This is a genomic window from Phaeobacter sp. G2 (genome assembly GCA_025163595.1).
In the GTDB taxonomy this organism is placed as follows: Bacteria; Pseudomonadota; Alphaproteobacteria; order Rhodobacterales; family Rhodobacteraceae; genus Pseudophaeobacter.
The window spans coordinates 730,349-754,809 of record CP104100.1 but is presented as its reverse complement, the minus strand read 5'-3'; the positions used below and the strand labels follow the sequence as shown (position 1 = coordinate 754,809).

At 60.0% G+C, this 24,461-nt stretch carries 24 protein-coding genes, 1 other RNA gene and 2 riboswitches; of the genes, 14 read left to right on the top strand and 11 right to left on the bottom strand.

The annotated features are described in order from the left end of the window. Window positions 1-4: 4 nt before the first annotated feature. Complete coding sequence (locus tag N1037_03675) at window positions 5-1,987, bottom strand: extracellular solute-binding protein (protein UWS80138.1); 1,983 nt, start codon at window positions 1,985-1,987, stop codon at window positions 5-7. A 239-nt stretch (window positions 1,988-2,226) separates the two neighbouring features. Next, window positions 2,227-2,733: a cytochrome c family protein gene (locus tag N1037_03670; protein UWS80137.1), complete on the bottom strand. Its 507-nt coding sequence runs from the start codon at window positions 2,731-2,733 to the stop codon at window positions 2,227-2,229. 120 nt (window positions 2,734-2,853) lie between these two features. On the opposite strand from N1037_03670, the gene N1037_03665 reads away from it, so the two are divergent. The 6 genes from N1037_03665 to N1037_03640 all read left to right on the top strand — a co-directional run bounded on the left by N1037_03665 (window position 2,854) and on the right by N1037_03640 (window position 8,092). Further along, window positions 2,854-3,687: a prephenate dehydratase gene (locus N1037_03665; GenBank protein UWS80136.1), complete on the top strand. Its 834-nt coding sequence runs from the start codon at window positions 2,854-2,856 to the stop codon at window positions 3,685-3,687. A gap of 161 nt (window positions 3,688-3,848) precedes the next feature. Next, window positions 3,849-4,499: a hemolysin III family protein gene (locus N1037_03660; GenBank protein UWS80135.1), complete on the top strand. Its 651-nt coding sequence runs from the start codon at window positions 3,849-3,851 to the stop codon at window positions 4,497-4,499. A gap of 146 nt (window positions 4,500-4,645) precedes the next feature. Beyond that, window positions 4,646-4,860, top strand: a riboswitch (cobalamin riboswitch). 101 nt (window positions 4,861-4,961) lie between these two features. Next, the gene (locus N1037_03655; GenBank protein UWS80134.1) at window positions 4,962-5,318 is read left to right on the top strand and encodes a DUF1636 domain-containing protein; all 357 of its coding nucleotides are present in this window, start codon (window positions 4,962-4,964) and stop codon (window positions 5,316-5,318) included. Beyond that, the gene (locus tag N1037_03650; GenBank protein ID UWS80133.1) at window positions 5,315-6,133 is read left to right on the top strand and encodes an ABC transporter ATP-binding protein; all 819 of its coding nucleotides are present in this window, start codon (window positions 5,315-5,317) and stop codon (window positions 6,131-6,133) included. Before N1037_03655 ends, N1037_03650 begins: the two co-directional genes overlap by 4 nt. Continuing rightward, window positions 6,130-7,077: an ABC transporter substrate-binding protein gene (locus N1037_03645; protein ID UWS80132.1), complete on the top strand. Its 948-nt coding sequence runs from the start codon at window positions 6,130-6,132 to the stop codon at window positions 7,075-7,077. Before N1037_03650 ends, N1037_03645 begins: the two co-directional genes overlap by 4 nt. A 1-nt stretch (window position 7,078) precedes the next feature. Beyond that, window positions 7,079-8,092, top strand: coding sequence for an iron ABC transporter permease (locus tag N1037_03640; protein ID UWS80131.1), 1,014 nt, complete (start codon window positions 7,079-7,081; stop codon window positions 8,090-8,092). A 127-nt stretch (window positions 8,093-8,219) separates the two neighbouring features. Here N1037_03640 and ffs read toward each other — a convergent pair. Both ffs and N1037_03630 read right to left on the bottom strand, forming a co-directional pair. After that, window positions 8,220-8,318, bottom strand: an RNA gene (ffs, locus tag N1037_03635) — signal recognition particle sRNA small type. Between the two features lie 156 nt (window positions 8,319-8,474). Next, window positions 8,475-10,355, bottom strand: coding sequence for a 5'-nucleotidase C-terminal domain-containing protein (locus N1037_03630; GenBank protein UWS80130.1), 1,881 nt, complete (start codon window positions 10,353-10,355; stop codon window positions 8,475-8,477). A 327-nt stretch (window positions 10,356-10,682) separates the two neighbouring features. Here N1037_03630 and nudC point away from each other — a divergent pair, with 327 nt between their 5' ends. From nudC to N1037_03615, 3 genes are all read left to right on the top strand, one after another. Continuing rightward, window positions 10,683-11,669 (top strand): NAD(+) diphosphatase, encoded by a 987-nt coding sequence (gene nudC / locus N1037_03625; protein ID UWS80129.1) that lies wholly within the window; start codon window positions 10,683-10,685, stop codon window positions 11,667-11,669. A 67-nt stretch (window positions 11,670-11,736) separates the two neighbouring features. Beyond that, window positions 11,737-12,204 carry an SRPBCC family protein gene (locus tag N1037_03620; GenBank protein ID UWS80128.1) on the top strand — a complete coding sequence of 156 codons (468 nt, stop codon included), beginning with the start codon at window positions 11,737-11,739 and terminating at the stop codon, window positions 12,202-12,204. A gap of 170 nt (window positions 12,205-12,374) precedes the next feature. Continuing rightward, window positions 12,375-12,606: riboswitch (cobalamin riboswitch) on the top strand. 105 nt (window positions 12,607-12,711) lie between these two features. Then, window positions 12,712-13,137 (top strand): hypothetical protein, encoded by a 426-nt coding sequence (locus N1037_03615; protein ID UWS80127.1) that lies wholly within the window; start codon window positions 12,712-12,714, stop codon window positions 13,135-13,137. A gap of 42 nt (window positions 13,138-13,179) precedes the next feature. Here the strand turns inward: N1037_03615 and N1037_03610 are convergent, their stop codons facing one another. Then, entirely contained in the window at window positions 13,180-13,725 is a 546-nt protein-coding gene (locus N1037_03610) for a protein phosphatase (protein UWS80126.1), read from the bottom strand. 346 nt (window positions 13,726-14,071) lie between these two features. On the opposite strand from N1037_03610, the gene N1037_03605 reads away from it, so the two are divergent. Continuing rightward, window positions 14,072-15,919 carry a DNA polymerase III subunit gamma/tau gene (locus N1037_03605; GenBank protein ID UWS80125.1) on the top strand — a complete coding sequence of 616 codons (1,848 nt, stop codon included), beginning with the start codon at window positions 14,072-14,074 and terminating at the stop codon, window positions 15,917-15,919. A gap of 121 nt (window positions 15,920-16,040) precedes the next feature. On the opposite strand, the gene N1037_03600 is transcribed toward N1037_03605, so the two are convergent. After that, window positions 16,041-16,589 (bottom strand): cysteine hydrolase, encoded by a 549-nt coding sequence (locus N1037_03600; GenBank protein UWS80124.1) that lies wholly within the window; start codon window positions 16,587-16,589, stop codon window positions 16,041-16,043. Between the two features lie 80 nt (window positions 16,590-16,669). Here N1037_03600 and N1037_03595 point away from each other — a divergent pair, with 80 nt between their 5' ends. Then, window positions 16,670-17,605, top strand: a complete 936-nt coding sequence (locus tag N1037_03595) for a helix-turn-helix domain-containing protein (GenBank protein ID UWS80123.1) — start codon at window positions 16,670-16,672, stop codon at window positions 17,603-17,605. A 91-nt stretch (window positions 17,606-17,696) separates the two neighbouring features. Further along, complete coding sequence (locus N1037_03590) at window positions 17,697-18,041, top strand: YbaB/EbfC family nucleoid-associated protein (GenBank protein ID UWS80122.1); 345 nt, start codon at window positions 17,697-17,699, stop codon at window positions 18,039-18,041. Between the two features lie 154 nt (window positions 18,042-18,195). Here N1037_03590 and N1037_03585 read toward each other — a convergent pair whose 3' ends face one another. Next, window positions 18,196-18,402: a cold-shock protein gene (locus tag N1037_03585; protein UWS80121.1), complete on the bottom strand. Its 207-nt coding sequence runs from the start codon at window positions 18,400-18,402 to the stop codon at window positions 18,196-18,198. A 593-nt stretch (window positions 18,403-18,995) separates the two neighbouring features. Between N1037_03585 and recR the strand changes: the two genes are divergently transcribed. After that, window positions 18,996-19,595, top strand: coding sequence for a recombination mediator RecR (recR, locus tag N1037_03580; GenBank protein ID UWS80120.1), 600 nt, complete (start codon window positions 18,996-18,998; stop codon window positions 19,593-19,595). A gap of 46 nt (window positions 19,596-19,641) precedes the next feature. Here recR and ltaE read toward each other — a convergent pair whose 3' ends face one another. Together ltaE and N1037_03570 are read right to left on the bottom strand one after the other, a co-directional pair. Continuing rightward, on the bottom strand, window positions 19,642-20,601 hold the full coding sequence (gene ltaE, locus N1037_03575; GenBank protein ID UWS81301.1) for a low-specificity L-threonine aldolase: 960 nt from the start codon (window positions 20,599-20,601) through the stop codon (window positions 19,642-19,644). A 276-nt stretch (window positions 20,602-20,877) separates the two neighbouring features. Further along, window positions 20,878-21,642 carry a DUF1013 domain-containing protein gene (locus tag N1037_03570; protein ID UWS80119.1) on the bottom strand — a complete coding sequence of 255 codons (765 nt, stop codon included), beginning with the start codon at window positions 21,640-21,642 and terminating at the stop codon, window positions 20,878-20,880. A 145-nt stretch (window positions 21,643-21,787) separates the two neighbouring features. Here N1037_03570 and N1037_03565 point away from each other — a divergent pair, with 145 nt between their 5' ends. After that, complete coding sequence (locus N1037_03565; protein ID UWS80118.1) at window positions 21,788-22,435, top strand: ribonuclease T2; 648 nt, start codon at window positions 21,788-21,790, stop codon at window positions 22,433-22,435. Between the two features lie 129 nt (window positions 22,436-22,564). Here N1037_03565 and N1037_03560 read toward each other — a convergent pair whose 3' ends face one another. Further along, window positions 22,565-23,560: an NAD(P)H-quinone oxidoreductase gene (locus tag N1037_03560; protein ID UWS80117.1), complete on the bottom strand. Its 996-nt coding sequence runs from the start codon at window positions 23,558-23,560 to the stop codon at window positions 22,565-22,567. Between the two features lie 158 nt (window positions 23,561-23,718). Beyond that, window positions 23,719-24,417, bottom strand: coding sequence for a COQ9 family protein (locus N1037_03555; GenBank protein UWS80116.1), 699 nt, complete (start codon window positions 24,415-24,417; stop codon window positions 23,719-23,721). Window positions 24,418-24,461: the final 44 nt, after the last annotated feature.

Below are 24,461 nucleotides of genomic sequence, written 5' to 3'. Positions count from 1 at the left end.
GCCCTTACCGCAAGGCGCCCGAGGCTTTCAATTCAGCCTCGCGCGCGGCATCCACCCACCACAGGTCCAGCAATCCGGTGTCATAGGGGGGCAGGTTTGCAGGGTAGGCATATTGTTTCCAATGGGCGATCCAGCTGACGTCCAGATACCAGGTTGGCACCATGAACCGTTTTGCCCGCAGCACCCGGTCCAGCGCACGGGCATTGGAGTAGAGCTCTTCCTGAGTTTTGGCGTCAACAACGTTGTCAATCAGGGCGTCCACTGCCGGATCCGCCAGACCTGCCGGATTAAAGACCGAGAACTTATGCGCCTCGGCCCCAAAGAACTGATACAGGCCGGTCGATGGTTCCAGTGACATTGGATAGGCAAAGGAGACCATGTCAAAATCCTTTTCCCGGCGGCGGCTGGTGTATTGCGCGTAATCCACCCGATTGAGCACCGCGTCGATGCCCATTGCCTGCAGGTTCGACACATAGGGGCCGACGATACGTTCCAAGGTCGGGCTATCAAGCAGGAATTCGATCTTCAGAACCTCGCCCGCCGCGTTCTGGCGCATGCCCTCGCTGTTCACTTCCCAGCCTGCCTCATCCAGCAGCTTCATGGCGCGGCGCAGGTTGCGACGATCATTGGGGCGTTTGGGTTTCGAGGCATGGGCCATCACCGGCTCAGAGGTCAGGATCGCCGGATCGATCTGGTCGCCCAGCGCGGTCAGCACCTCCAGTTCGCGCCCCGTCGGCACGCCCTTGGCCTCCAGATCGCTATCCTGCCAGAAAGAGCTGCGATGGCGGAACAGCCCGTATTGCAGGCTCTCATTGGTCCATTCAAAGTTGAAGGCCAGCTGCAGGGCCTCGCGCACACGAATATCCTGGAACTTGGGCCGCAGCAGGTTCATCACAAAGCCATTGGCCACAGGCACATTGCCGTCCGGGATCTCGTTCTTGATCACATCGCCACGCGCAACCGCGTCAAAATCATAGGAGGTCGCCCAGCTTTTTGAGTTATTTTCTGGCCGCACCGTATAGACGCCGGCCTTGAACCCCTCCATGGCGGCAATAGCGTCGCCAAAATACTCAACCCGGATGGCATCATAGTTATGGCGACCGATGTTGACGTTCAGATCCTTGCCCCAATAGTCGGGGTTTCTGCGGTAGGTGATGCGCTGGTTGATCTCGGCCTTGTCCAGAATATAGGGGCCAGATCCAATGCCCGGATCCAGGCGGGGTTCATCCAGGCGGCGATTTTCGGGATCGGCCTCAAACCAGGCCTTCGAGAAAACCGGAGTGCCCCCGACCTGGGTGATCATGGCCCGGCGGGGAAAATCCGGGGAGAAATAGAATTTCACCTGATGCGGGGCCAGCGCTTCGGCCTTGGGGATGCGTTTGCGCACCGCTTCGGCGTAGGATTGCAGGCCCTGATCCAGCAAAAGGTTATGGGAAAACACCACATCTTCCGCCGTCACCGCAGAACCATCCGAGAACCGCGCCTCGGGGCGCAGGTTAAAAATCACCCAATCCTGGCTTTCGGGATACTCTAGGCTTTCGGCAATCAAGCCATAATAGGACCCCGGTTCATCATAGGATTCCACCAGCAGACTTTCAAAATGTGATGAGGCCAAGGCGCCGGCACGTCCCTTGCGGGTAAAGGGGTTCATGCTGTCAAAGGTGCCCACCGCCGAAATCGACAGCTCGCCACCCTTTGGCGCCTCTGGGTTCACATAGTCAAAATGGGCAAAGCCTTCGGGGTATTTCAACGCGCCAAACTCGGCAAAGCCATGGCTTGTGATCACCTCCTGCGCGGAGCCCCGTTGTGGCAGGGCAAGACACAAGGCCAGTGCCAACCCCAGAAGCAACAGGTAAACTGCGTTTGCAGGGCCAGATTTTGCAGGGGCTGATGGCGCCACCTGTACCTGCGCCTGTACCTGCGCCTGTGCAAAGCTTTGGGCGCCGCCGCGTCGTGTCACCTGATTACCTGCTATCCGGGATGTCATCCGTCACAACCTCCATTGCCCGGCCTTGTACTGGTCCGGTGTTTTCCTGTCTCTCAAGCTAAAACCCGCAGGCGGTAACATTCAAGCTGAGATTACCTGATCCCCGCACTCATCAGATCGCAAGCGCGTGATCCTGCCATGAGAACAGGGCATTCCGCGCCCGCTGCATAAGCAAAAGGCCGCAGCATCCGCCACGGCCCTTTGAAATCTGTGTGCTGGTTCAGGAAACCAGGCCCGGATCAGTCGTCGAGACTGTCCAGATAGGCAATGAGGTTTACCCGGTCTTTTTCTTTCTTCAGACCAGAGAACGACATTGAGGTGCCGGAAGCATAGGCCGAAGGCTTTGCAAGGAAGGCGCTCAGCTCTTCTGCTGTCCAGGTCCCGCCCAGTGCGGTCAGGGCGCCGGAATAGCCAAAGCCATCCATGCCGGCCTGGGCGCGGCCAACAACACCATAAAGCGAAGGACCGGTGCCGTTCACACCCTCTTCGAGTTTGTGGCATGCAGAACATTTTTTGAAGACCTTGGCGCCTTTGCCAGCGTCCGCTGAGGCCATTAGCTCTTCAAAGCTGACCTCAACAACATCTTCATCGGCGGCGCTCGCATCCGCCACTTCAATTACATAAGATTGCTCACCATGCGCGTCTGACGCATAGAGTACATCCGCGGCCCAGTGGCCCAGAAGAAGCACCAGGAACGATCCGCAAACGCCTGCGGTCGCTTTGGTTAGGGTCATCGTGTCAAACATGAATCGCGTGTCCGTTTTAGCTGTCTGCGTCGTTGTCTAAGGCTTCCACTCGTCAGTGGCAAGGTATAGACAACGCGACGAAATGCCCGTTTGCTGAAGTTTTGCAGGAAAGTCGCACTGATGACCGGAAAAATTGCCATTCAGGGGGAGCTCGGCTCTTATAGTCACGAGGCGTGCCGCAACGCCCGGCACGATATGGAGGTGCTTCCCTGTAGCACATTCGAAGACGTCATCGAGGCGGTGCGCTCAGGCGCGGCGGACCAGGCGATGCTGCCGGTCGAGAATTCCACCTACGGGCGGGTTGCCGATAGCCACCGGCTGCTGCCCCACAGCGGTCTGCATATCATCGACGAGGCCTTTGTGCGGGTGCACATCAATCTCTTGGCCGTGCCCGGCGCCAAACTGGAAGACATCCGCGAGGCGAAATCGCATCTGGTCCTGCTGCCACAATGCGGGGAATTTTTGCGCAAAAACAATATTATGGGACGGGTCAGCCCGGACAATGCCCGCGCCGCCCGCGATGTGGCAGCGGCCGGCGATATCCACACCGCCGCCCTGGCCAGCGAATTGGCGGGCGAGATCTACGGGTTGGACGTGCTGGAGAAAAAGATCGAGGATCGCGGTGACAATACCACCCGTTTTCTGATCATGTCGCGTGAGCCCGACGCCACCCGTCGCGGCGCCCATGGGATGATCACCAGTTTTGTCTTTCAGGTCCGCAACATTCCTGCGGCGCTCTACAAGGCCATGGGCGGCTTTGCCACCAATGGCATCAACATGACCAAACTGGAAAGCTATATGGTCGATGGCTCCTTCACCGCGACGCAGTTCTACGCAGATATCGACGGCCATCCAGATGATGCAAACGTGCAACTGGCAATGGACGAACTGTCTTATTTCACCACCAATGTGGAAATTCTCGGCGTCTACCCTGCCGACAATGGCCGCTTTTAAGCGGCCCCGCCTCTCTGAACCTGCCAGACAGCGCTACTCTGGCGGATCGTACAGCGGCGCGCAGGCGCTGACGTATAGGAACCCAGGCACCACTGGGTCCCGCCCCTAGACTCTCCACCGCATCCTTCTTATCGCTGGAGCACCCCCTGCGCGAGTCCACCATGACAGCTACACCACAAGCCACAACCTACCCCAGCGCCAATCCCGCCCATCGCCGCGCTGATATCATGGTGCATGCGATTGGTCTGACCCTGATTCTGACCGCCGCTGCAGCCCTGATTAACAAGGCCAGCGCCGGTCTCGATGTTTCACTGATCGCCGCCCTTGGCGTCTATGTCCTCTCGCTGCTGGCCTCTAATATCGCGTCAAGCCTGTACCACTTTGGCCCCTGGCATCACCGCCGTGTTTTGCTGCGCCGCATCGACCATGCAGCGATCTATCCCAGCATCACCGGCACCTTCACGCCCTTTTTTGTGCAGGCAGGCACCGTCTGGACCTGGACACTCTTGTATCTGTGCTGGGGGCTGACCGCGCTGGCGATCTGGAACAAGATTACCAATAAAAACGTCAAGTCCCGCTGGTCGACGGCCTCTTACCTTGGGCTGGGCGCGCTGGGACTGTGCGCGTTGCCGGATCTGACCATGGTGCCGGACACCAGCCTGTGGTGCATCCTGTCTGGCGTCACCAGTTTTGTAATCGGGATCGGGTTTTACGCCCGCAAGAGCCTGCCGTTTCGCTATTCAATCTGGCACGCATGGGTCAATACTGGCGGCATTCTCATGTTTACGGGTATCTGGATCGCTCTGTTCTGATCTCGGCGCCCCTGCACCCTGGTGCAGCACTGGCCAAGCACAGAGCCCCAGCAGCCCAACAGCCAGCTGATATCGGCGCAGAGCGCACCAGTGCCGCCAGAGCTCGGCTGCGGCCTTTCAATTTGATTGACAGTCTCAAGATTGAACTCATACATGGCCTAGATGGTTTTTACCGGGGTCACTCCGGAAAAATGAAAAGGGAATACGGTGTGGAGTAGCCAATAGGCGCCAAATCCGTGACTGCCCCCGCAACTGTGAGCGGAGAGCACTGCTGCAACACGCCACTGCCCCCTGGGGTGGGAAGGCGCGGCAAGGCCTCGACCCGCAAGTCAGGAGACCTGCCATCCATTTGTTCACTCAACCCAGGGCGGGGAGTCCTGAAGGAGGCTTAGATGGCACAGAAAAACTGGCGACCCAGGACCGGCACCTGCTCTCTTCGTGCGTTTACCAGCGAGGCGGGACATGACCAACACCAGTGATCATTCCATATTGATTTGCGCCACCTGCAAAGGGCCGGGAGCAGCACGCGAACTCCGGGCAGCATTGGCTGAACGTGTGTCAAATCGGTTCGCGTTGCGGGCTGTCGACTGCATGGCGGGCTGCGAACGCCCCATCGCAGTCGGACTGCAGGGGCCGGGCAAGACGCAGTATCTGTTTGGCGAGATCGAAGCGCAGGCAGATATCGAGGCGATCGCCTGTTTTGCCCGGCAATTTTTGGCAAGCGGCACCGGCTGGAGCACAGCTTCGGAGCGGCCAGAGCGGTTGTACGACAAAACTCTGGCACGGCTTCCCGCCTACAGGCCGGAGGTCAAGACATGACCGGTTCCCCTCCTTTATCCCAACCTTTTCTCTGCGTGCGCGACCTAGAGTATTTTGCCCTGAACGGGGATGCGCTGGTCTCGGGAGTTTCCTTTGAGTTGCAGCAGGGATCAATCCTCGCCATCGCCGGGCCAAATGGGGCGGGCAAATCGACCCTGCTGAACCTGCTTTCAGGATGTGAACCGCTGGCGGTCGGAGAAGTTTTTATAGGTGGTGCCAGCCTGCGCCAGATGAAAGCACAGGACCGGGCGGGACGCATTGCCCTTGTCAGCCAGCAAAGCTCGCCGGATGGGCGGCTGCGCCTTCAGGACTATGTGGCCCTTGGCCAATTGCCAATCGCGGCGCGCCGGTCAACAGATCAAAACACCAAAGCCGTTGAGGCCATTCTGGATCTTACAGGGCTTTCGCGGATGGCGCGCAAGCCCATGGCACAGCTGTCAGGAGGGGAGCGCCAACGGGCCCATATCGCCCGCGCCCTCGCCCAGGAGCCCGAGCTATTGTTTCTCGATGAGCCGACCAACCACCTGGACCCGGATGCCAAAGGCCGCATTCTGTCCCTGGTTGCCTCGCTGGGGATCACCGTTGTCATGGTGGTGCATGATCTGGTGATGATCCCGGAGTTTGCCACCCATGCCGCCTTGATGAAATCAACGCGACTGGTGGCCTTTGGTCCCGCCGCCGAGGTGCTCACCCCTGAAAATGTCCAGGCGACCTTTGGGGTCAGCTATCTGAGCTTTCCCCATGAGGGCCGGATGATCCCGGCTCTGGATATTCGCAAAACAGACTTTCAAAATCCGAAGGAAAATTCACAATGAAAACGCTCTGGTCTGCTGCTCTCCTGCTGAGTGCTGCAAGTAGTGCCGCCGCATATGACGTCAGCGTCGACAATTGCGGCACGCCGCTGGTTTTTGAAACCATGCCGGAACGGCTGGTTGTGCATGACATCAACATGTCCGAAATGGCGTTTGCACTTGGCCTGCAGGACAAGATGGTCGGCGTCACCGGCATCAGCGGATGGTATAAAACAAGCCCCGAATTCGACAAGGCTCGCGGCGACATCCCTGAACTTGCCCCCAAATATCCAAGCGTCGAAAATCTGGTTTCGGCCTCTGCGGATCTGTTTATTGCCGGGTGGTACTACGGCATGAAACCCGGCGGGGATGTGACCCCGGACACGCTGGTGCCTTTTGGTATCAAAACCATGATCCTGACCGAAAGCTGCGTGCATCTGGACAAGGATCGCCCAGAAGCCAGCATGGAGCTGTTGTTCAATGATGTGCTGCGCCTTGGGAAAGTCATGCAGGTGGAGGACAAGGCAGCAGAGCTGGTGGCAGGCTGGCAGCAGCAGCTGGCCGAGATTGAAGCCAAAACCGCAGAACAGCCCAAACCGCGTGTTTTCCTGTTGGACGGCCCGGCGGATGCGCCGTTCACTGCAGGCAGGTTTGCCATCCCCGACGCCATGATCGCGGCCGCAGGGGGCGCCAGCGTCACCCATGATCTGGACACCAGCTGGGGGCGCACCTCTTGGGAAGCGGTCGCGGCCGCCAATCCAGAATTTCTGGTGTTGCTGGATTACCAAAACGGCAATGGCGCCGAAGACACCTTCAAGTTCCTGCAGGAACACCCGGTTATGGCCCACACGGATGCGGTTAAAAACCAACGCTGGGTGGGCCTGCGCTACGAAGAGCTGACCCCTGGACCGGCAAATATTGCCGCCATCGAGAAAATGGCCAAGGCCATGCATCCGGGTCTCAACTGATATGGGCCGTTTTGGCCTTTCGCTGATATTGGGGGCGGCCGTTTTGGTCGCCCTGCTTTTACTCTCCGTCCTCTATGGGTCCACCGATGTGCCGGTGGCCGAGGTCTTTGCCGCCATCTCTTCGGGATTGGGGTTCAGCAGCCTGGAGCCAGAGCCCATACATCGGATCATTTTTGACCTGCGCCTGCCGCGGGCGCTGTTTGCCGCCCTGATCGGTGCCGGATTAGGTCTGGTCGGCGTGGTACTTCAAACCACAACCCGCAACGACCTGGCGGATCCGTTTTTGTTCGGCCTGTCCTCTGGTGCCGCCGCCGGCGCGGTTCTGGTCATCACCGTCACCGGCGATTTTCTGGGGCTTTGGACCCTGCCCCTTGCCGCCTTTAGCGGTGGGCTTGTGGCCTCTGGTATCGTGCTGCTGCTGGTGCGAACTCTGCAAAGCAGCGCTCCGGAGAAGCTTATCCTGGCCGGGCTGGCCGTCTCGTTTCTGTTTGCAGCAATCACCAATTATTTGATCTTTTCTGGCGATACCCGCGCGGCCCATTCGGTGATTTTCTGGATGCTTGGCGGGCTTGGCCTTGCCCGCTGGGAGACCCTGCCTTTGGTTGCTGCCGGATTGGCGCTCATCGCGACCTATGCCGTTTGGCGCAGCCGCTGGCTGGACGCGCTCCTGACGGGGGACACTACTGCGAGCAGCCTTGGCGTACCGGTTGGCGCGCTGCGCACCCGCATGTTTCTGATCTGCGCCCTGGCCACCGCCGCCTTTGTTTCCGTCGCCGGCGTTATCGGCTTTGTCGGCCTAATGGTGCCCCATATCGCCCGTGGGCTTGCCGGGCCGATGCATGGGCGCCTGTTGCCCATGGCCGCCATAATCGGCGCGGTTCTGCTGACCGCTTCCGATATCGTGTCGCGCTTGCTGCTGGCGCCGCAAGAATTGCCCGTAGGGATCGTCACCACATCGGTTGGGGCGGCTTTTGTCTTTCTTTTGCTCCTGGGTACAAATCGGCGGGCGGCCTGAAACAGACGCGTCGATCCAACCCGTCGCCTGTGCCAAAGCAGCCCGTGAAAAAGCAGCCTGCCGCAAGGCCGCTGAGATAGACAGCAGATCTCGCTGGAAATTTAGCATCGACATTTTAGGGGGGATAAGGTGAGAGGTTGGACATCGACCCAAGCGGGGCTCGTTGTGGCTGCTTCCTTCCGGATCTGACCAGGTTGGCGAGGCGCCTGCCCGCGCCAACCTCTCGAATCCCGATATAGGCAGAGTTTGCCCCGATGACAAGAGCGATGCGGTCATGTCCCGCAGCAAACATAAGCCCCCTGGCGGGTTTGCAGCAGCTCAACTCCTCAGCTCACTTGCTTTCAAATAAACCCAACAGCAGGCTTGGCCAGAGCGGGCAGTGTTAAAGGCTCAGCCGGAGCTTTAGAAACCCATTTGGCGTCACCCCGCGGTCTTCAACCAGACCTTCGGGCAACTCAGCCAGGTAATTGCGCGCGACCGGCCCGGTATAGACGTCCACCCGCGTCTCTGGAAGCCGACTGAGCCGCCAGGGGTAGTCGGCCTGAGCCAGGGCATCTTTGGGCAGGCGTCCTGATACGTAATCGCAGATCGCATCGCGGATTTTAATCCGGGGCAGGTTCAGTTTCTCTGCCTCCTGCACCATTTTGAAGTTGCCGCCGCCACTGGCCCGATAGCTGTTTGTCGCAACAGAAAACTGCTGCGTGCCGGTAACAGGTGCCCCGTTCCAGCGCAGATTTCGGATCCTGTGCGAATCCGGGTTGATCACCAGACCAGAAGACGAAAATCGCGGTGGCTGCGAGACATCAATTTCGTACTCCAGGCCAAATATCACATCAAAATTATGCCCAGCGCGCTCCAGGTTGATCAGCTCAGTGTCGCGACTTTCCGGGGTGACCTGATTGAACATGCCAGCAGACATTTCCAGCCAATCCCGCAGCTGATCCCCCGTGACGGTCACGCCCCAGATGGCATTGGGGAACACCTGCAAATCCACAACATTGCGCATGCAGAGATCCCCCGCCGCAATATCCGTGTAGTTTTCCGGCCCTGAGCGACCGCCAAATTTGCCCGGTGACACCGCTGACAAAAGCGGCAGATCCCCCGCCCGGGAACCAGCCAGCAAAGGGCGCATCGCTGCCATCTGCGCGCAGGCCGTCAGGGCCAGACCATGGTCCTGACCAAAGAAAATGAAATACGAATGCAGCGCGTCGGAACTATAGCCAACCGGTTCTTTCATCCGGGCCTGGGTCTGCGCGTTCGCCTCTGCCAGGATCTCGACCAGGGCGGGGTCCTCCTCCACCAGAGGCGTCAGCCTGCCCCAGGCATCCCGGCGGGAAATCGGCAGGGCACTGGCCTGCCAGGTCTCCATCTGCCAGCCGTCAGGCCCATACCGCAGGTGCAGGTCGATCTGCCCCAGGTGGGAGCCATGTGCCCCGGGCATCACCACGGGTTTTGCAAAGGCATGTTCCGGGTCAGGCAAAACCAGGTGCGTATGGCCACCAATCACCGCATCGATGCCAGCCGTTGCCACAATCGGACGCAGGGCGTTTTCCATATTCGGAACAGAAAGCTCCCCGCCAACCCCGGTGTGCGCCAAGGCAACGACCAGATCACAGCCCGCCGCCCGCAGCTCTGCGGCGCTGGCTGCGGCAGCCTGTACCATGTCTTGGACCTGAACCTCGCCTTCCAGCAAATCCGCATCCCAAATCATCGTCTGCGGAGGCAGCACCGACAGAATTCCGATCCGCAGACCTGGCGCCTCGGGCAGCGAGGCCAGATGCCGTTCGATAATCTTTGTTTTTACGAAGGGAAGCGCACGACCGGGCGAAACCGCAGACATGTTGGAGCATACCACCGCACAGGGTGCATCTTTCAATACATCCTCAAGCACCGGCAGGCCAAAATTGAAATCATGGTTGCCCAGCCCCAAGGCATCATAGTTCAATGCCGCAAAGGCTGACATCAAAGGATGCACGGCAGCGCTGCAGGGGGCGGAGCTTTCTGGGTCGAGCTTCAGGGCGGTTTCCCCAATCGGCGAGCCCTGCAAAGCGTCCCCATTGTCCAGCAAGAGGCTCGCCCCCCCCTGGGTCTGGACCTCGTTGCGGGCGTCCGAAATGAGACTGGCCAGGCGCGACAGGCCAACGCCCGGGTCCTCGCGGTCCGCGTAGTAATCTCGGCTGAGAAGGTTACAGTGCAGATCCGTTGTCGCAAGAATGCGCAACACGCCGGAGGCTTCTGATTTGGAAGAGGCCAAATCTGTCATTGTGCTGATATCACAGCTGTCACTGCTTGGTCCAATCTCTTGCTTCACCAGCCCCCCTTCTGAGAACCGCCACCCATTTGAAACAGCGTTTCACAAATTTGCAAAGCCTTCAAACACATCATCTTTAAGAAAAATTAACCAAGTTGCAGGGGAGCTAGCCCCAGCGCAACCAAAGTCAAGACAACACTCCGACAGCCCCTGAGGCGCAATAAATCAGAGATACTCTGGTATTTCGTGCGCCAAGGCGTCATCACTTTGGAGAAATGCGCCAGATCGCGGGATAGGCCCCCGTGTCTCTGGCATCACAGTCAATGCGGGGAGCGGTGGATGAAACGAGCAGAACAGGTAACCTTTGGCGGTGGTGGCGGTTTGGATCGCAAAGCGCAGCTGCGAGAAGATCCCGCCGCACTGGAGACCGCCTGGGCCGCCCCGGAAACGCAGGTTCTGATGACTTGGCGCGGCAAGGTTCTCAGCCAGCGCTCTGACCCGGATCGCGGGCCGGATAGTCTGGCCTGGATTGCGTCCAGCCACCCCGTGGCCATGGAACACCGCAGCGCGGCGCTCTATCTTGGCGCCAGCCCTGACGGGGCAGAACGATTTGCCTGCGACCTTGGCGCCTGGCAGCCGGATGCCCTGGATGAAATGGCCCTGGCCAGTTTCGCCGATACCAGCGAACAACAGCACCCGGACCTGCCGGCAGGCTATGCCTTTGCCGAGCTGCGCCGCATCATGGCGCGCCTGTCGCCGCTGGAGGCTGAGCTGGCTGCCACCGCCAAGGCCCTGCTGTCCTGGCATCAGTCACACCAGTTCTGTGCCCGCTGCGGCAGTCAAAGCCTGGTCACGCAGGCCGGCTGGCAGCGCCAATGCCCCAGCTGCAAAGCGCTGCATTTCCCCCGCACCGACCCGGTTGTCATCATGCTGATCACCCATGGCGATGACGTCCTGATGGGGCGATCCCCTGGCTGGCCAGAGGGCATGTATTCGCTGCTGGCTGGCTTTGTGGAACCCGGAGAAACACTGGAGGCTGCCGTGCGGCGGGAAGTATTTGAAGAGACAGGCGTTTCTGTGGCTGAGGTTGGCTATCTCTCCAGTCAGCCCTGGCCCTTTCCCATGTCACTGATGTTTGGCTGCAGCGGTCGGGCCACCAGCCGCGACATCACCATCGACCCCAAGGAAATCGAAGATGCAATCTGGGTCAGTCGTCAGGATATGATGACTGTCTTTGCAGGCGAACACCCTGTCATCAAACCGGCGCGAAAAGGAGCAATTGCACATTTTCTTCTGGAAAACTGGCTTGCGGACACCTTGGATTAAGGAGATTATTCTATCACCAAATCCTACACTACTCTCTAAGGGCTGACGACAGGTCAGGCGGCATATCATGGAATTAACGAGTAAAGAGGACGTCGACACGCCTCTGGCTGAAGTCTTTGAAGCAATTTCCGATTTTGCCAGCTTTGAACGGTCGGCAATCCGGCGCGGCATCGAGGTACAGCGGCTGAGCGATGATCCGACCCCTCAGGTTGGCATGGCTTGGGATATCCAGACTGAGTTTCGCGGCAAACCGCGTAAATTGCACCTGAAGCTTTCCAGCTATGAGCCCACAACCTTGATTGGGTTTGATGGCGAGAGCCCCAGCCTGTCAGGCAAGGGCCAGATTGAGCTCCTGGCGCTCTCTCCGCGGCGGACCCGTCTTTCGGTGAAGGTCAATCTGCAGGCCAAAACCCTGTCCGGGCGGCTGTTGTTGCAATCGCTCAAACTGGCGCGCTCCAAGATCAACACCCGTTTCAAGCAACGAGTGGCAGAGTTTGCCAGCCTGACCGAAGACCGGGCAAACCGCAGCGCCTGATCCCGGTTGCAGCCTGCCAGACAGTGTCCCCTGACCAGCAGCAGGCCAGCCTATGCCTGCACCTACGTGCTTGCTTCTGCTTGCTGGTTTCTCTGTGTCAGTTTCTGTGTGCCGATATCGGCCGTCCTGACCAGGCGCTCAATTCGTGATTGACGACTCATATCTGTCAGCGATAGCGATTAGGGGATGGTTTCTGCGATGCATAACCTTGTGTCCAGGATGAAAAGGGAACGCGGTGCGGCCAGGCTTTTGCAGCCCTGCCAACTCCGCGACTGCCCCCGCAACTGTAAGCGGTGAGCGCTTCGGGTGAACCACTGGTACAGGGATGCAATCCCGGCCGGGAAGGACCGAAACCGTATCGACCCGCAAGTCAGGAGACCTGCCATCACCAATGTAACTCGAAACTGGACGGGGAGTCCGGGCGGGTGCATGAGGTGGTTGCGGGTAACGCCCCCGGTCTCATGCCTGCGCCTGTCAATTTCCCCGCCAGCGCGCGGAGGGCGCATCATGACACCGATGGACCAGACAACGACCAAAGAAACACATCACTTTTCCCAAAGCATCTGTATGCACCTGGGCAAGCCCTGCCCTGCTCTGACCCGCATGCTCACAGCGCTTGCCGGGGCATTGGATAAGGCCCGCCCGGTGACATCCGCTGAATTTGAGCTCTGCGGAGACAGTCTGCTGGATGGCTGCGCCCGTCATTGCCCAGCCCGGTTCATTGCCAGCCATGACCGCATTCGGGTGTTTTGTGACGTCAGCGAAGCAGCTGATACAGCAACCCTGGATCTGTTTGCTGATACCCTGTTCCAACCAGACAGCCGGGCGTTTTCTACCACCAAACTGCATCAGCCCCCCTGTGCCATGGGTGAGGCTCTGCCAAAACCCCTGCCTCAACAGACCACAGCGCAAACCGTCCACCCTGCCCTGTAGCCCCGGCATCGTCGAAGCCATTAAGGAGGGCGTCTCGCCCTTCTATTTGTTTCTGGCTTTCCGTGTCCCGGCGCGTTTTGCAGCTGCCAGCGCCCAGGTCATCTGCTCCTCGGTCTCGACCGCGCAGGCGCGCACAGCACGCAGTCGGCGCAGGGCCTTATCGGGGTCTTCCCCGGCCTCGATCATCAGGCGTAACACCACCATACCAGAGCGCCCGCAGCCTCCCTTGCAATGCACCAGCACCCGGCCGCCGCCGCGCAGCGCCTGCAACGCCAGCGCGCTGACCTCGGGCCATTGCGCCAACATGGCCTTGGTCGGAGCAGAGAAATCCGGCAAGGGAAGGTGAATCCAACGCGACCCCATGGCCTGAAAATCCTGCCCCAAAGGCGCGGCACCCGCACCCACATGTTCGACTTCGGTTGTCATCGAGATCACCAGCCCTGGCTGCCAATCATGCAGGTGATCCATGTCCCCCCTATAGTCGCCGCCGCTGCCCGGCAGCGGGCACAGTGCCAGAATGCCATCCGCCACGCTCAAGGCATGCAGGGTCAGGGATCGCACGGATTGGTCAGTGCGATGATCATCCATACAGCCCCCTTTCCCACTGGTAAGCAACGCAGGTAAGCGGCCCCAAGCGGCGCCTGCGAAACCCGGTATTTTCAAACAACCCGGTGTTTTTAGACATTGGCATACTCATACTGAAACATCCCAGGAAGCACGGGCCCTGAACCCTGATCAAAAATACTGGTTGAAAACAGGGGCCACAAAATCCGTAAAATCGCCCCCAGACGGGCGCCCACCCAGTGCCAAATCCGGCACTGTCTCCAAAGTCTGACCCGTGGAGCCCCAGTTGGTCAACAGCGGTGGACGAAGCCCGCCAGCCCGCGTACCTTGCGCGGACGCGATCCCGCCTTCCGAATCCGGCAAGAGACCCATGAACGACAGCACAAGCGACAGCAGCCAGCCCCAGTATCAAGTCCTGGCGCGGAAATACCGCCCCGAGACATTTGCCGATCTGGTGGGTCAGGACGCCATGGTCAGGACGCTGAAAAATGCGTTTGAAACCAATCGTATCGCCCAGGCCTTTATCATGACCGGCATTCGCGGCACCGGGAAAACAACCACGGCGCGGATCATCGCCAAGGGGATGAACTGCATCGGCCCTGATGGCAGCGGTCAGCCCACCACCGAGCCTTGCGGGGTCTGCGAACATTGCACCGCCATCATGGAAGGCCGTCATGTTGATGTGATGGAGATGGATGCCGCCAGCCGCACTGGCGTCGGCGACATTCGTGAGATCATCGATTCGGTCCAGTATCGCGCCGCATCGGCCCGCTATAAGATCTATATCATCGATGAGGTGCACATGCTCTCCACCAGCGCCTTTAATGCGCTGTTGAAAACCCTGGAAGAGCCGCCCGCCCACGTCAAATTCATCTTTGCCACCACCGAGATCCGCAAGGTGCCGGTGACCGTGCTGTCGCGCTGCCAGCGCTATGATCTGCGCCGGATTGAACCGGAAGTGATGATCGCCCTGATGCGCAAGATCGCCACTGCTGAAAACGCCGAGATCAACGAGGATGCCCTGGCTCTGATCACCCGCGCCGCCGAAGGTTCGGTGCGCGATGCCACCTCGCTGCTGGATCAGGCCATTTCCCATGGCGCCGGCGAAACCACCGCCGATCAGGTGCGCGCCATGCTGGGGCTGGCCGATCGGGGGCGGGTGCTGGATCTGATGGACATGATCCTGCGCGGCGATGCCGCCGGTGCCCTGACAGAGCTGGGCGCGCAATATGCCGAAGGCGCTGATCCCCTGGCGGTCCTGCGCGATCTGGCCGAGATCACCCACTGGGTCTCAGTGGTGAAAATCACCCCTGACGCGGCAGAAGACCCCACCGTCAGCCCGGATGAACGCGCCCGTGGCCAGCACATGGCTGAGGCCCTGGCGATGCGGGTTCTGACCCGGATGTGGCAGATGCTGCTGAAAGCACTGGAAGAAGTCGCCGCTGCACCAAATGCGATGATGGCGGCTGAAATGGCGGTGATCCGCCTCACACATGTGGCCGACCTGCCCAGCCCGGAAGAGCTGATCCGCAAATTGCAGGACACGCCTCCGCCGCCCCCTAACGGCGGCCCCAGCGGTGGAATGGCGACGACTGGCTATGGCACAGGCGGCTCTGGCATAGGCAGCTCTGGCCCCATGCAGGGCATGGGTACGCCTGCGGCGGGCGGCGGCGCTCCTGACGGAGCGCCCATGGCATCCGGTGGCGCGCCTCACGGCGCGCCGGTTGCGCAGGGTGGCAATGGCACCGCAACAGCGCTGGCGCCAGAAACCCTTCAGGCCCTCGCCCGCTACCCAAGTTTTGAGCATGTGGTCGATCTGATCCGCCAGCGCCGCGACGGGTTGTTGCTGGAGTATGTAAAAACCTATCTGCGTCTGGTTTCCTATCAGCCCGGGCGCATTGCCATCCAGCCAACGGCGGACGCCCCCAAGGATCTGGCCGCCAGACTGGGGCAACAGCTGCAAAACTGGACCCAGGCCCGCTGGATCATCTCGCTGGAGAATGACGGCGGTGGCGACACCATCACCGAGCTGGAAAACGCCGCTGAAAACGCCCTGCGCGCCAAGGCCAGCGAACACCCGCTGGTACAGGCCGTGCTGGAGAGCTTTCCCAAGGCCAAGATCACCCGCATCCGCACCGCACAGGAACTGGCCGCCGAAGTCGAAGCCGAGGCCCTGCCAGAGGTGGAAGACGAATGGGATCCCTTTGAAGAGGACTAACCCTGTGCTGCACTGTTCTGTTCTGGCCGGCCCCGTTGCTGCAGGGCCAAGAGGTTGCCGATGGCAACCTCCTGCCTGCGTAGTCTAGCTTCCGAAGGGTGGATCGCAGCGCGTCAGGCTATCAGGCCTTCAGAACCTCAGCGGTTGAAACAACCCGCGCATAGCTCATGGCGAGGGGCGCCATAAAGGCCGCATGGACCTGCTGGGCGCTCAGCTCGACACCACCAAACACCATGGCCCGCGCGGCGCAGGCATCTTCTACCACAGTAACGTCAAAGCCAAGATCACGCGCCGCCCGCGCTGTCGCATCAATGCACATCTGGCTCATGGCGCCACAGAGGGTCAACGCCTCAATCCCGGCCTCTTGCAACAGCTCCAACAGGCCCGTGTCGACAAAACTATTGGGCCGCGCCTTGGTCAAAACCGGCTCACCTGTTGTGGGGGTAACGGCGCTATGGATGTCAGCCCCGTGGCTGCCCGCGCGAAAGAACGGTGCCTCGGGCGACGGGTTTTCATGGCGGATATGCACCACCATCTGGCCAGCCTCACGGGCCGAGGCAAGCAGAGAGGCGGCATTTTCCGCCGCCTGCTCCATCCCATGCAGCGCCCAGTCGCCACCTGGGAAGTAATCGTTCTGAATATCCACCAACAGTAATGCAGTCTTGCTCATCTTGAGCCTCCTTTTGATATCATGACCTTTGAAATGCCCGGGCTTGACTGCAAAACACATTGGCGCGTACGACAATATATATGCAGAAACTGCCAAATATCTCCCTTGCGCTGGTTGATTATCCCGGCGTGCAGAAATCCGCGCTTTGGGGGCTGGCGGATCTGTTTTCGCTGGTGCCGCGCCTGGCCCCGGATGTGCCCGGGCCAGAGATAACCCTGGTGACCCCCGCCACCCTGCCCAAGCAAAGCTTCACCGCCTTTGTGTTCCCACCTTCGCTGGAACAACAGCGTGGCAGCCCGCAGGACCCGCTGGCCCATTGGGCCAGATCCCAGCACCGCGGCGGGGCGATTGCCTGTTCGGTCTGTGCCGGCGCCTTTTGGCTGGGCGCTGCTGGCCTGTTGCAGGGACGCCCCGCCACCACTCATTGGGCATTGGAGCAGGAGTTTCAGGCACGGTTCCCGCAAGTAGACCTGCAGGCAGAAGAAATCCTGATTGATGATCACGATGTGATCACCGCCGGCGGGCTTATGGCCTGGCTGGATCTGGGACTGCACCTTGCCGGGCTATGGTATGGGCCAACCATGGTGTCAAAGCTGTCGCGGCACCTACTGGTCGATCCGGCCGGGCGGGCGCAGCGGCATTACTCCAGCTTTCGCCCCAACCGCAGCCATGGCAACAGCGGCATTCTGAAGGCCCAGCGCCACATGGACCAGCATCTTGCCGCCCCCCTTGCCAGCGCCGATCTGGCGCAGGTTGCCGGCATGAGCCTGCGCAGCTTCAGCCGCCACTTTGATCGGGCCACCGGCTATACACCTGCGGCCTACCTGCAAAGCCTGCGCATTGAAAAAGCCCGCAACCGGCTGGAGCAAAGCACCGCCACGGTTGCCGAGATTTCCTGGGCCGTCGGCTATGCGGATCTGCCAGCCTTTTCGCGCGCCTTCAAAGCCGTCACCGGCCTCACCCCCGGTGCCTATCGCGACCGGTTTCGCACGGCGCCGCAGTCTTGCAGGCCTTAGGAGCACCACCCCTTTAATCGCGCGCTTACCCTTGTGCGCCTTGCCCTGGCTTCGTATTTAGGTCCCAACAGAACTTTTTAGGAGAAGACAGATGCTCAAAGGCCTCGGCGGGCTTGGCGATATGGCCAAGATGATGAAATCAGCACAGGAACTGCAGACCAAAATGGCAGAGATGCAGGAAGAACTGCACAATGTCATGGTGGTGGGCGAAGCAGGGGCTGGCCTGGTCAAAGCCACGGCCTCGGCCAAGGGCGAGCTGAAAGAGCTCGATATTGACCCGTCGATCTTTTCCGGGGATGACAAAGAAGTTGTCGAGGATCTGATCCTGGCCGCGATCAAGGATGCCCAGTCCAAGGCGGCGCTGAAGGCGCAGGAAGAAATGACCAACCTGACCGAAAGCATGGGCCTGCCCAAGGATATCAAGCTGCCCTTCTAACTGCGCAGCACATGACCCAAGCTCAAAGGGCGGCTCTCAGGGGTCGCCTTTTGTCTGTCTGCGGCTTTGACCCTGTGTCCGCTGGGCTATGCGCAAAACAAAAACGCGGCCTCCAAAGGAGACCGCGTTTTCAGAATTCTGGCTCGGAAAAGGCTTACGCCAGTTCGAGGTTCACAGCGGACTCACGACCGTCGCGGCCGGGTTCGATGTCAAAAGTCACTTTCTGGTTGTCGGCCAGACCGGTCAGACCGGAACGCTCAACAGCAGAAATGTGAACAAATACGTCTTTGCTGCCGCCATCGGGTGCAATGAAGCCGAAGCCTTTGGTCGAGTTAAACCATTTTACGGTGCCTGAAGCCATGTCCGTAATCTCCTATTAAATGCTGCCCGCGTTGGTGCGGCAGCCCGGCGTTGTAGGTCTGGATCGAAGACTGAACGCCGTAAACGGGAGACAGTGGGTCGAAAAAGAAAAACGTTAGCAGTGCCTATATGCGCGGAGGTCGATTTTTTTTCAAGGGTGAATATACGTCCAAGGCTGTTTAGCGCCTCTGCAATCAAAAATGGTGATTGCCCCTGAGCAGCGCCTATCATGCTAAAAATATGGCAAAATCTGCGTTTTTGCCCAACTTGCGGTCGTTTTCTGGCGCCTTACCTGTTCTTTGCCCAGCCTGTCCGCCTCTTCTGGTGCCAAAGTTTTTTTCGACCTTTTACGCAAATGGCAGAAACTGCTTGGCTAAAACCGCTGTTGCTGGGGCTTTTCAGGGCTTCGCCGGGTCTGGTTGCGCCCATTTGCCCTTGATTCGGAAACCTGTTGAGGCAGGTTTCCCGCCTTGCCCGCCTTATCTGTCTTGATCTTGACCACACCCGGAAACAAAGCCCGAGTGGTTGCACCATGGGTCTTGCAGCGCCGGTGTGCTTTGCGCCTATATGCAGCAATCGCAAAGGACCCAAGACATGAACGACGACAGCATCAGCGAGATCGAGCATTTGATTGCTCTGATGGCAAAACTCCCGGGTATGGGGCCGCGTTCGGCCCGTCGGGCGGTGCTGCATCTGATCCGCAAACGGGCGCTGTTGCTTACGCCGCTTGCCGAAAGTCTGGGACAGGTGGCGGCCAGCGCGCGCGAATGCCTGAACTGCGGCAATGTCGGCACCCGTGACATCTGCGGCATCTGCACCGATGAGCGGCGGGCCAACGGAGAGATCTGCGTGGTGGAAACCGTCTCGGATCTTTGGGCGATGGAGCGCGCCGCCAGCTTTAAGGGCCGCTACCATGTGTTGGGTGGCACCCTGTCGGCGCTGGATGCCATTGGTCCAGAAGACCTGCGTATTCCGCGACTGGTGGACCGGGTTGCCAGCGAAGGCGTGCGCGAGGTCATTTTGGCGCTCAACGCCACCATCGACGGCCAGACCACCGCCCATTACATCGCCGACCAGCTGGAGGATCAGGTCCAGCTCACCACCCTGGCACAGGGCGTGCCAATTGGCGGCGAGCTGGATTATCTGGATGACGGTACAATCATTGCCGCGCTCAAAGCCCGTAAACAGCTCTGAGATAACAGTACAATGGCGACCACCGGTGCGCCCTCCTGTCGGGGTGTCAGCCGTAAAACTGTTGCACGGCCTGGGTCACCAGTTCCAGCCCTGCGTCACTGACATCACGGTGCAGCACCAAACGGATCGGCCCTGTTTCCCCGGTGCCAATCACCACGCCGTTTTCGGCCAAATGCTCTTGAAGATCCATATTTCGCCCGTCGCCGGGGGTAAAGAAGACCATGTTGCTGGCCTGGGTTACCGCACCAGATTGCAGGTTTCCAAGCGTTGCGGCCAGAGCTGCGGCCCGCGCGTGGTCTTCGCTCAGACGGGCGACATTGTGGTCCAGCGCATATAGCCCCGCCGCCGCCAGCAGCCCGGACTGCCGCATGCCGCCGCCCAGCATCTTGCGCCAGCGGCGCGCCTTGCAGATCAGATCCCTGGGGCCCACCAGAACCGAACCTGCAGGTGTGCCGAGACCTTTGGAGAGACAAATCGAAATGGTATCAGGGATCTGGGCCAGATCCTGCTCGGCACATCCCAGCGCCGCGATCGCGTTAAAGAACCGGGCCCCGTCCAGATGAACCGCCAGCCCCGCCCGGCGCGCCGCGTCGGCGGCGGCTTGGGTCTGCGCCAACGAGACGGCCTGGCCGTTATGGGTGTTTTCCAGCGACAGCAACCGGCTGATCGCCATATGGCTGTCATCGGGTTTGACGGCAGCAGCAATTGCATCCGGGTGCAAACCGCCATCTCCTTGGATCGGCAAAGGGCATAGCGCAATGCCCCCCAGCACCGACGCCCCGGCGGCCTCATATTTGTTTACGTGGTAATCGACGCCCACCAGGATTTCTTCGCCGCGCCCACAATGGGCCAGCAGCGCAACCAGATTGCTTTGAGTGCCGGTGGGCAGCAGCAGCCCAGCCTCTTTGCCCAGACGTTCGGCAAGCAGGGCCTCCAACCGGTTGACGGACGGGTCTTCGCCGTAGACGTCATCGCCAAGATCCGCCGCAGCGATTGCCGCCATCATACCCGCATCCGGTCGGGTCACTGTATCACTGCGCAAATCACACAGCGGCTGATTGCGCCCCAGGCTGGGGCTCGTGCCTGCATATTGGTTCACTTTGCGCTCTCCTGTAGCTGATCCAGTGCGAAACTAGGGGCGGTCAGGCGCAAAAACAAAGAGATTATTGTTTCGGTCACAATGACCTTTCCCCACCGGCGTCAGCCACGCAAACCGGGCAGCAAAAAAGGCCACACCCAGGGGGCATGGCCTTTGAACCTCTGCGCATCAGAGCAGATACGATTAACCGCGTGGGTCATCCGAATTGTCTTCGTCGTCTTCGTCATCCGCATCGGGAAGGTTAAAGAAGCTATCCGCATCGACCATAGGATCAGCCGAGGGGCGCTCATTGCCGCCACCCAGAGTAAAGGTTTCGAGACCTTCAATCCCGGCAGGGATCTTGGGTTCGGCCTCCGCCCCCAAAGACTGCTCGGTGGAGACCAGCTTACGGCGCTCATCATCGTTCATCACGCCACCTTCGGCGGCCTTCTTGGCGGCGGCCTTTTGTACAATCGAGTCCAGTTCGGACTGTTTGCACAGACCCAGAGCAACCGGGTCAATCGGCTGCATGTTGGAGATGTTCCAGTGGGTGCGCTCGCGGATCGACTGGATCGTCGGCTTGGTGGTGCCCACCAGTTTGGCAATCTGCGCATCCGACAGTTCCGGGTGGAACTTTACCAGCCAAAGGATCGAGTTGGGCCGGTCCTGGCGTTTGGACAGGGGCGTGTAGCGCGGGCCACGGCGTTTTTCTTCGCCAGCCGCTGCGGCGTTGAATTTAAGCTTCAGCTTGTACAGCGGGCTGGCCTCGGCCTTATCGATCTCGTCCTGGGTCAGCTGATTGTTGGTCACCGGATCAAACCCTTTGACCCCAGTGGCCACATCGCCATCCGCAATGCCCTGAATTTCCAATTCGTGCATGCCAACAAAATCCGCGATCTGTTTGAAGCTGATCGTTGTATTGTCCACCAGCCACACAGCGGTTGCCTTGGCCATCAATGGTTTTGCCATGTGCTCATCTCCTAAACTGCACCCTGTCCCAACATACAACTTTCCCGCCGCCTGAATTAGGCTGCCCCGGTGATTTGGGGTCGGTTTCCATTGTCGGGGAACTTCAATCCTATATAGTCGCGCTGTTTTCATAAGGAAAGAGGCGATGCACAGGTTCTTGTTCGCAGCTATTTTGGCTCTCACCGGGGTATTTGCCCCCGCCGCCTGGGCAGAGGGCGACAAGGCGGGTGAGTTTGACTATTACGTAATGGCGCTCAGCTGGTCGCCCAACTGGTGCGAGATCGAAGGCGATGCCAAAAACTCCGATCAATGTGATCCGCGCCATGATCATGGCTGGACCCTGCACGGGCTTTGGCCGCAGTTCCATCGCGGCTGGCCCTCCTATTGCAACACTGCCGAGGCCCCACCACGGCGCAGTGATACTGCACAAATGGCTGATATCATGGGAACTCCCGGTCTGGCCTGGCACCAGTGGAAAAAACACGGCACCTGTTCTGGCCTCAGCGCGCGGGCCTATCTGGACCTGTCACGCGCCGCCTATGACAGCGTCAACCGGCCCGCGATCTTTCGCAAGCTCGAGCGCCCCGTGACCCTGCCTGCCACATTGGTGGAACAGGCGTTTTTGCAAGCCAACCCGCAGTTTGATGCCGACAGCGTCACCGTGACCTGCCGTGATCACCACATCCAGGAGGTCCGCCTGTGCCTGTCCCGCGACCTGCAGCCGGTGCCCTGCGGGCGTGACGTGATCAAGGATTGCTCGCTGAAGGACGCGGTCTTTACCCCTGTGCGCTGAGGCCAAAACGGGGGCATAGAATCACAGGATCAATCAGCACGGGGTCAGATACAAACGCTAAAGGCGCGCTCAAGGGTGTTGAGCGCGCCTTTGCCATCTTTACGGTCTCGTCTTAACGGTGCGTTTGGCTCAGGTGAGATCGCCAGCGACCTGCAGAACGATCTTGCCGATATGGCCTGAGCTTTCCATCCGGGCATGGGCGGCAGAGGCCTCCTCCAGGGGAAAGTCGCTGTCCATTACCGGCGCCAGTTTGCCCGCCTCGATCAAGGGCCAGACCACCTCGAACAGATCCTGGGCAATGCGCGCCTTGGCCAGATCGCTTTGTGGCCGCAGGGTGGATCCTGTTACCGTCAGGCGCCGGGCCATGATCTGGGCAAAGTTCAGCTCGGCTTTGGGGCCGGACAGAAAGGCGATATGCACCATGCGGCCATCATCGGCGAGGGTCTTGATATTGCGGGGAATGTAGTCGCCGCCCACCATGTCGAGGATCAGATCGGCACCGCCCGTCGCGCGCAGCACCTCGACAAAATCCTCGGTTTTGTAGTTGATCGCCCGCTCGGCGCCGAGATCCAGACAGGCCTGGCATTTTTCATCCGACCCGGCGGTGGTGAAAACCCGCGCGCCCAGCGCAGTGGCCAGCTGGATCGCCGTGGTGCCAATGCCGGACGACCCACCATGCACCAAAAACCGCTCGCCCGCTTTTAGTCCGCCACGGGTGAAGACATTGGACCAGACGGTGAAACAGGTCTCTGGCAGGCAAGCCGCCTGTTTCAGGCTCATACCACCCGGAACAGGCAGACAATGGGCTGCCGGGGTTGCCACATATTCGGCATAACCGCCGCCGGGCAGCAGGGCACAGACCCGGTCGCCAATTTCCAATCCGGTGACACCAGCACCCAGGGCGACAACTTCGCCTGAAGCCTCCAGCCCTGGCAGATCGCTGGCACCGGGAGGCGGATTATAGGCCCCGGCCCGTTGCAGCGCATCCGGGCGGTTGACCCCTGCGTAGGCCACTTTCAGCACCACCTGACCATGCGCTGGCTGCGGCATTGGTCGTTGGCAAAGGGCCAACACCTCTGGCCCGCCGGGGGTGGAGATTTCAATGGCACGCATTGTGTCGCTCATATCTGGATATCCTTATTGCTGTGGTCCGGCGGTCAGCTCCGGCCGCTCTCTTGATTTGCACGCTACCCTGATCGTTTTGCCGGGCAAAGCCCAGCCGGATCCTGCGTCACAAACCGATGGCGCTGAATTCAGGCCTAAACCTACCCCGCCCCCAGGCCCTAGTCCTGGCGTCCTGGCAGATCATCCTGCACCGCAGGCGGTTTGATCTGGGAGGACAGCCATTCAGGCCCCGCCAGCAGCGGCTTGAGCAAAGGATTTTTGCGCAGGCCTGCCTTTACCTTTTCAAACTGCATCACGTTGTCGATGCGCCGGTCCAGAAACTCCCAGGTCGCCTGATGGTCAGGGCTGTCGTCCCCCAGCCAGTACAGCAGCGTCGAGGAGTAGACCCCCGACAGGATGGTGCGCTTGCTGTACCAATTCAGATCATCCGAGGCGTCGCCCAGCGCTGTCCAGATCGCATCACAAGTGCCCCAAACAGCCTTGGCTCCCGCTGCGGCATGTTGCGGCAAAGCAAACAGCGTCACCCCCCGGCGCACCGCTTCTTTGTCGTCGGCCACTTCCAACCGATAGCGCACCATGGCAGCGATTCGGTCACGGAACCGCAGCGCCGACAGGTCGCTCTGCGCCAGACGTGCCAGCATCATCTGATCGCCGCGCCGGTGATAGGCCAGGGCCAGATCCACCGCACCACGGGGGCATAGCGCCCGCGCCAACACCGGGTTGGTGCCGGTGTCGGCAATCGCCGCCTCAAATGTTGCCTCGGACCAGCCATCAAACACCACATGCAGCAGCGCTGCATCCAGCAATTGGCTCATCAGATCGCTCGGCTGGTCTGTCTGATTTTCCTGGCTGCTCATGGGGGATCTCCCGAAATGAAAGTGATGAAGCCCCCGGTATCCGG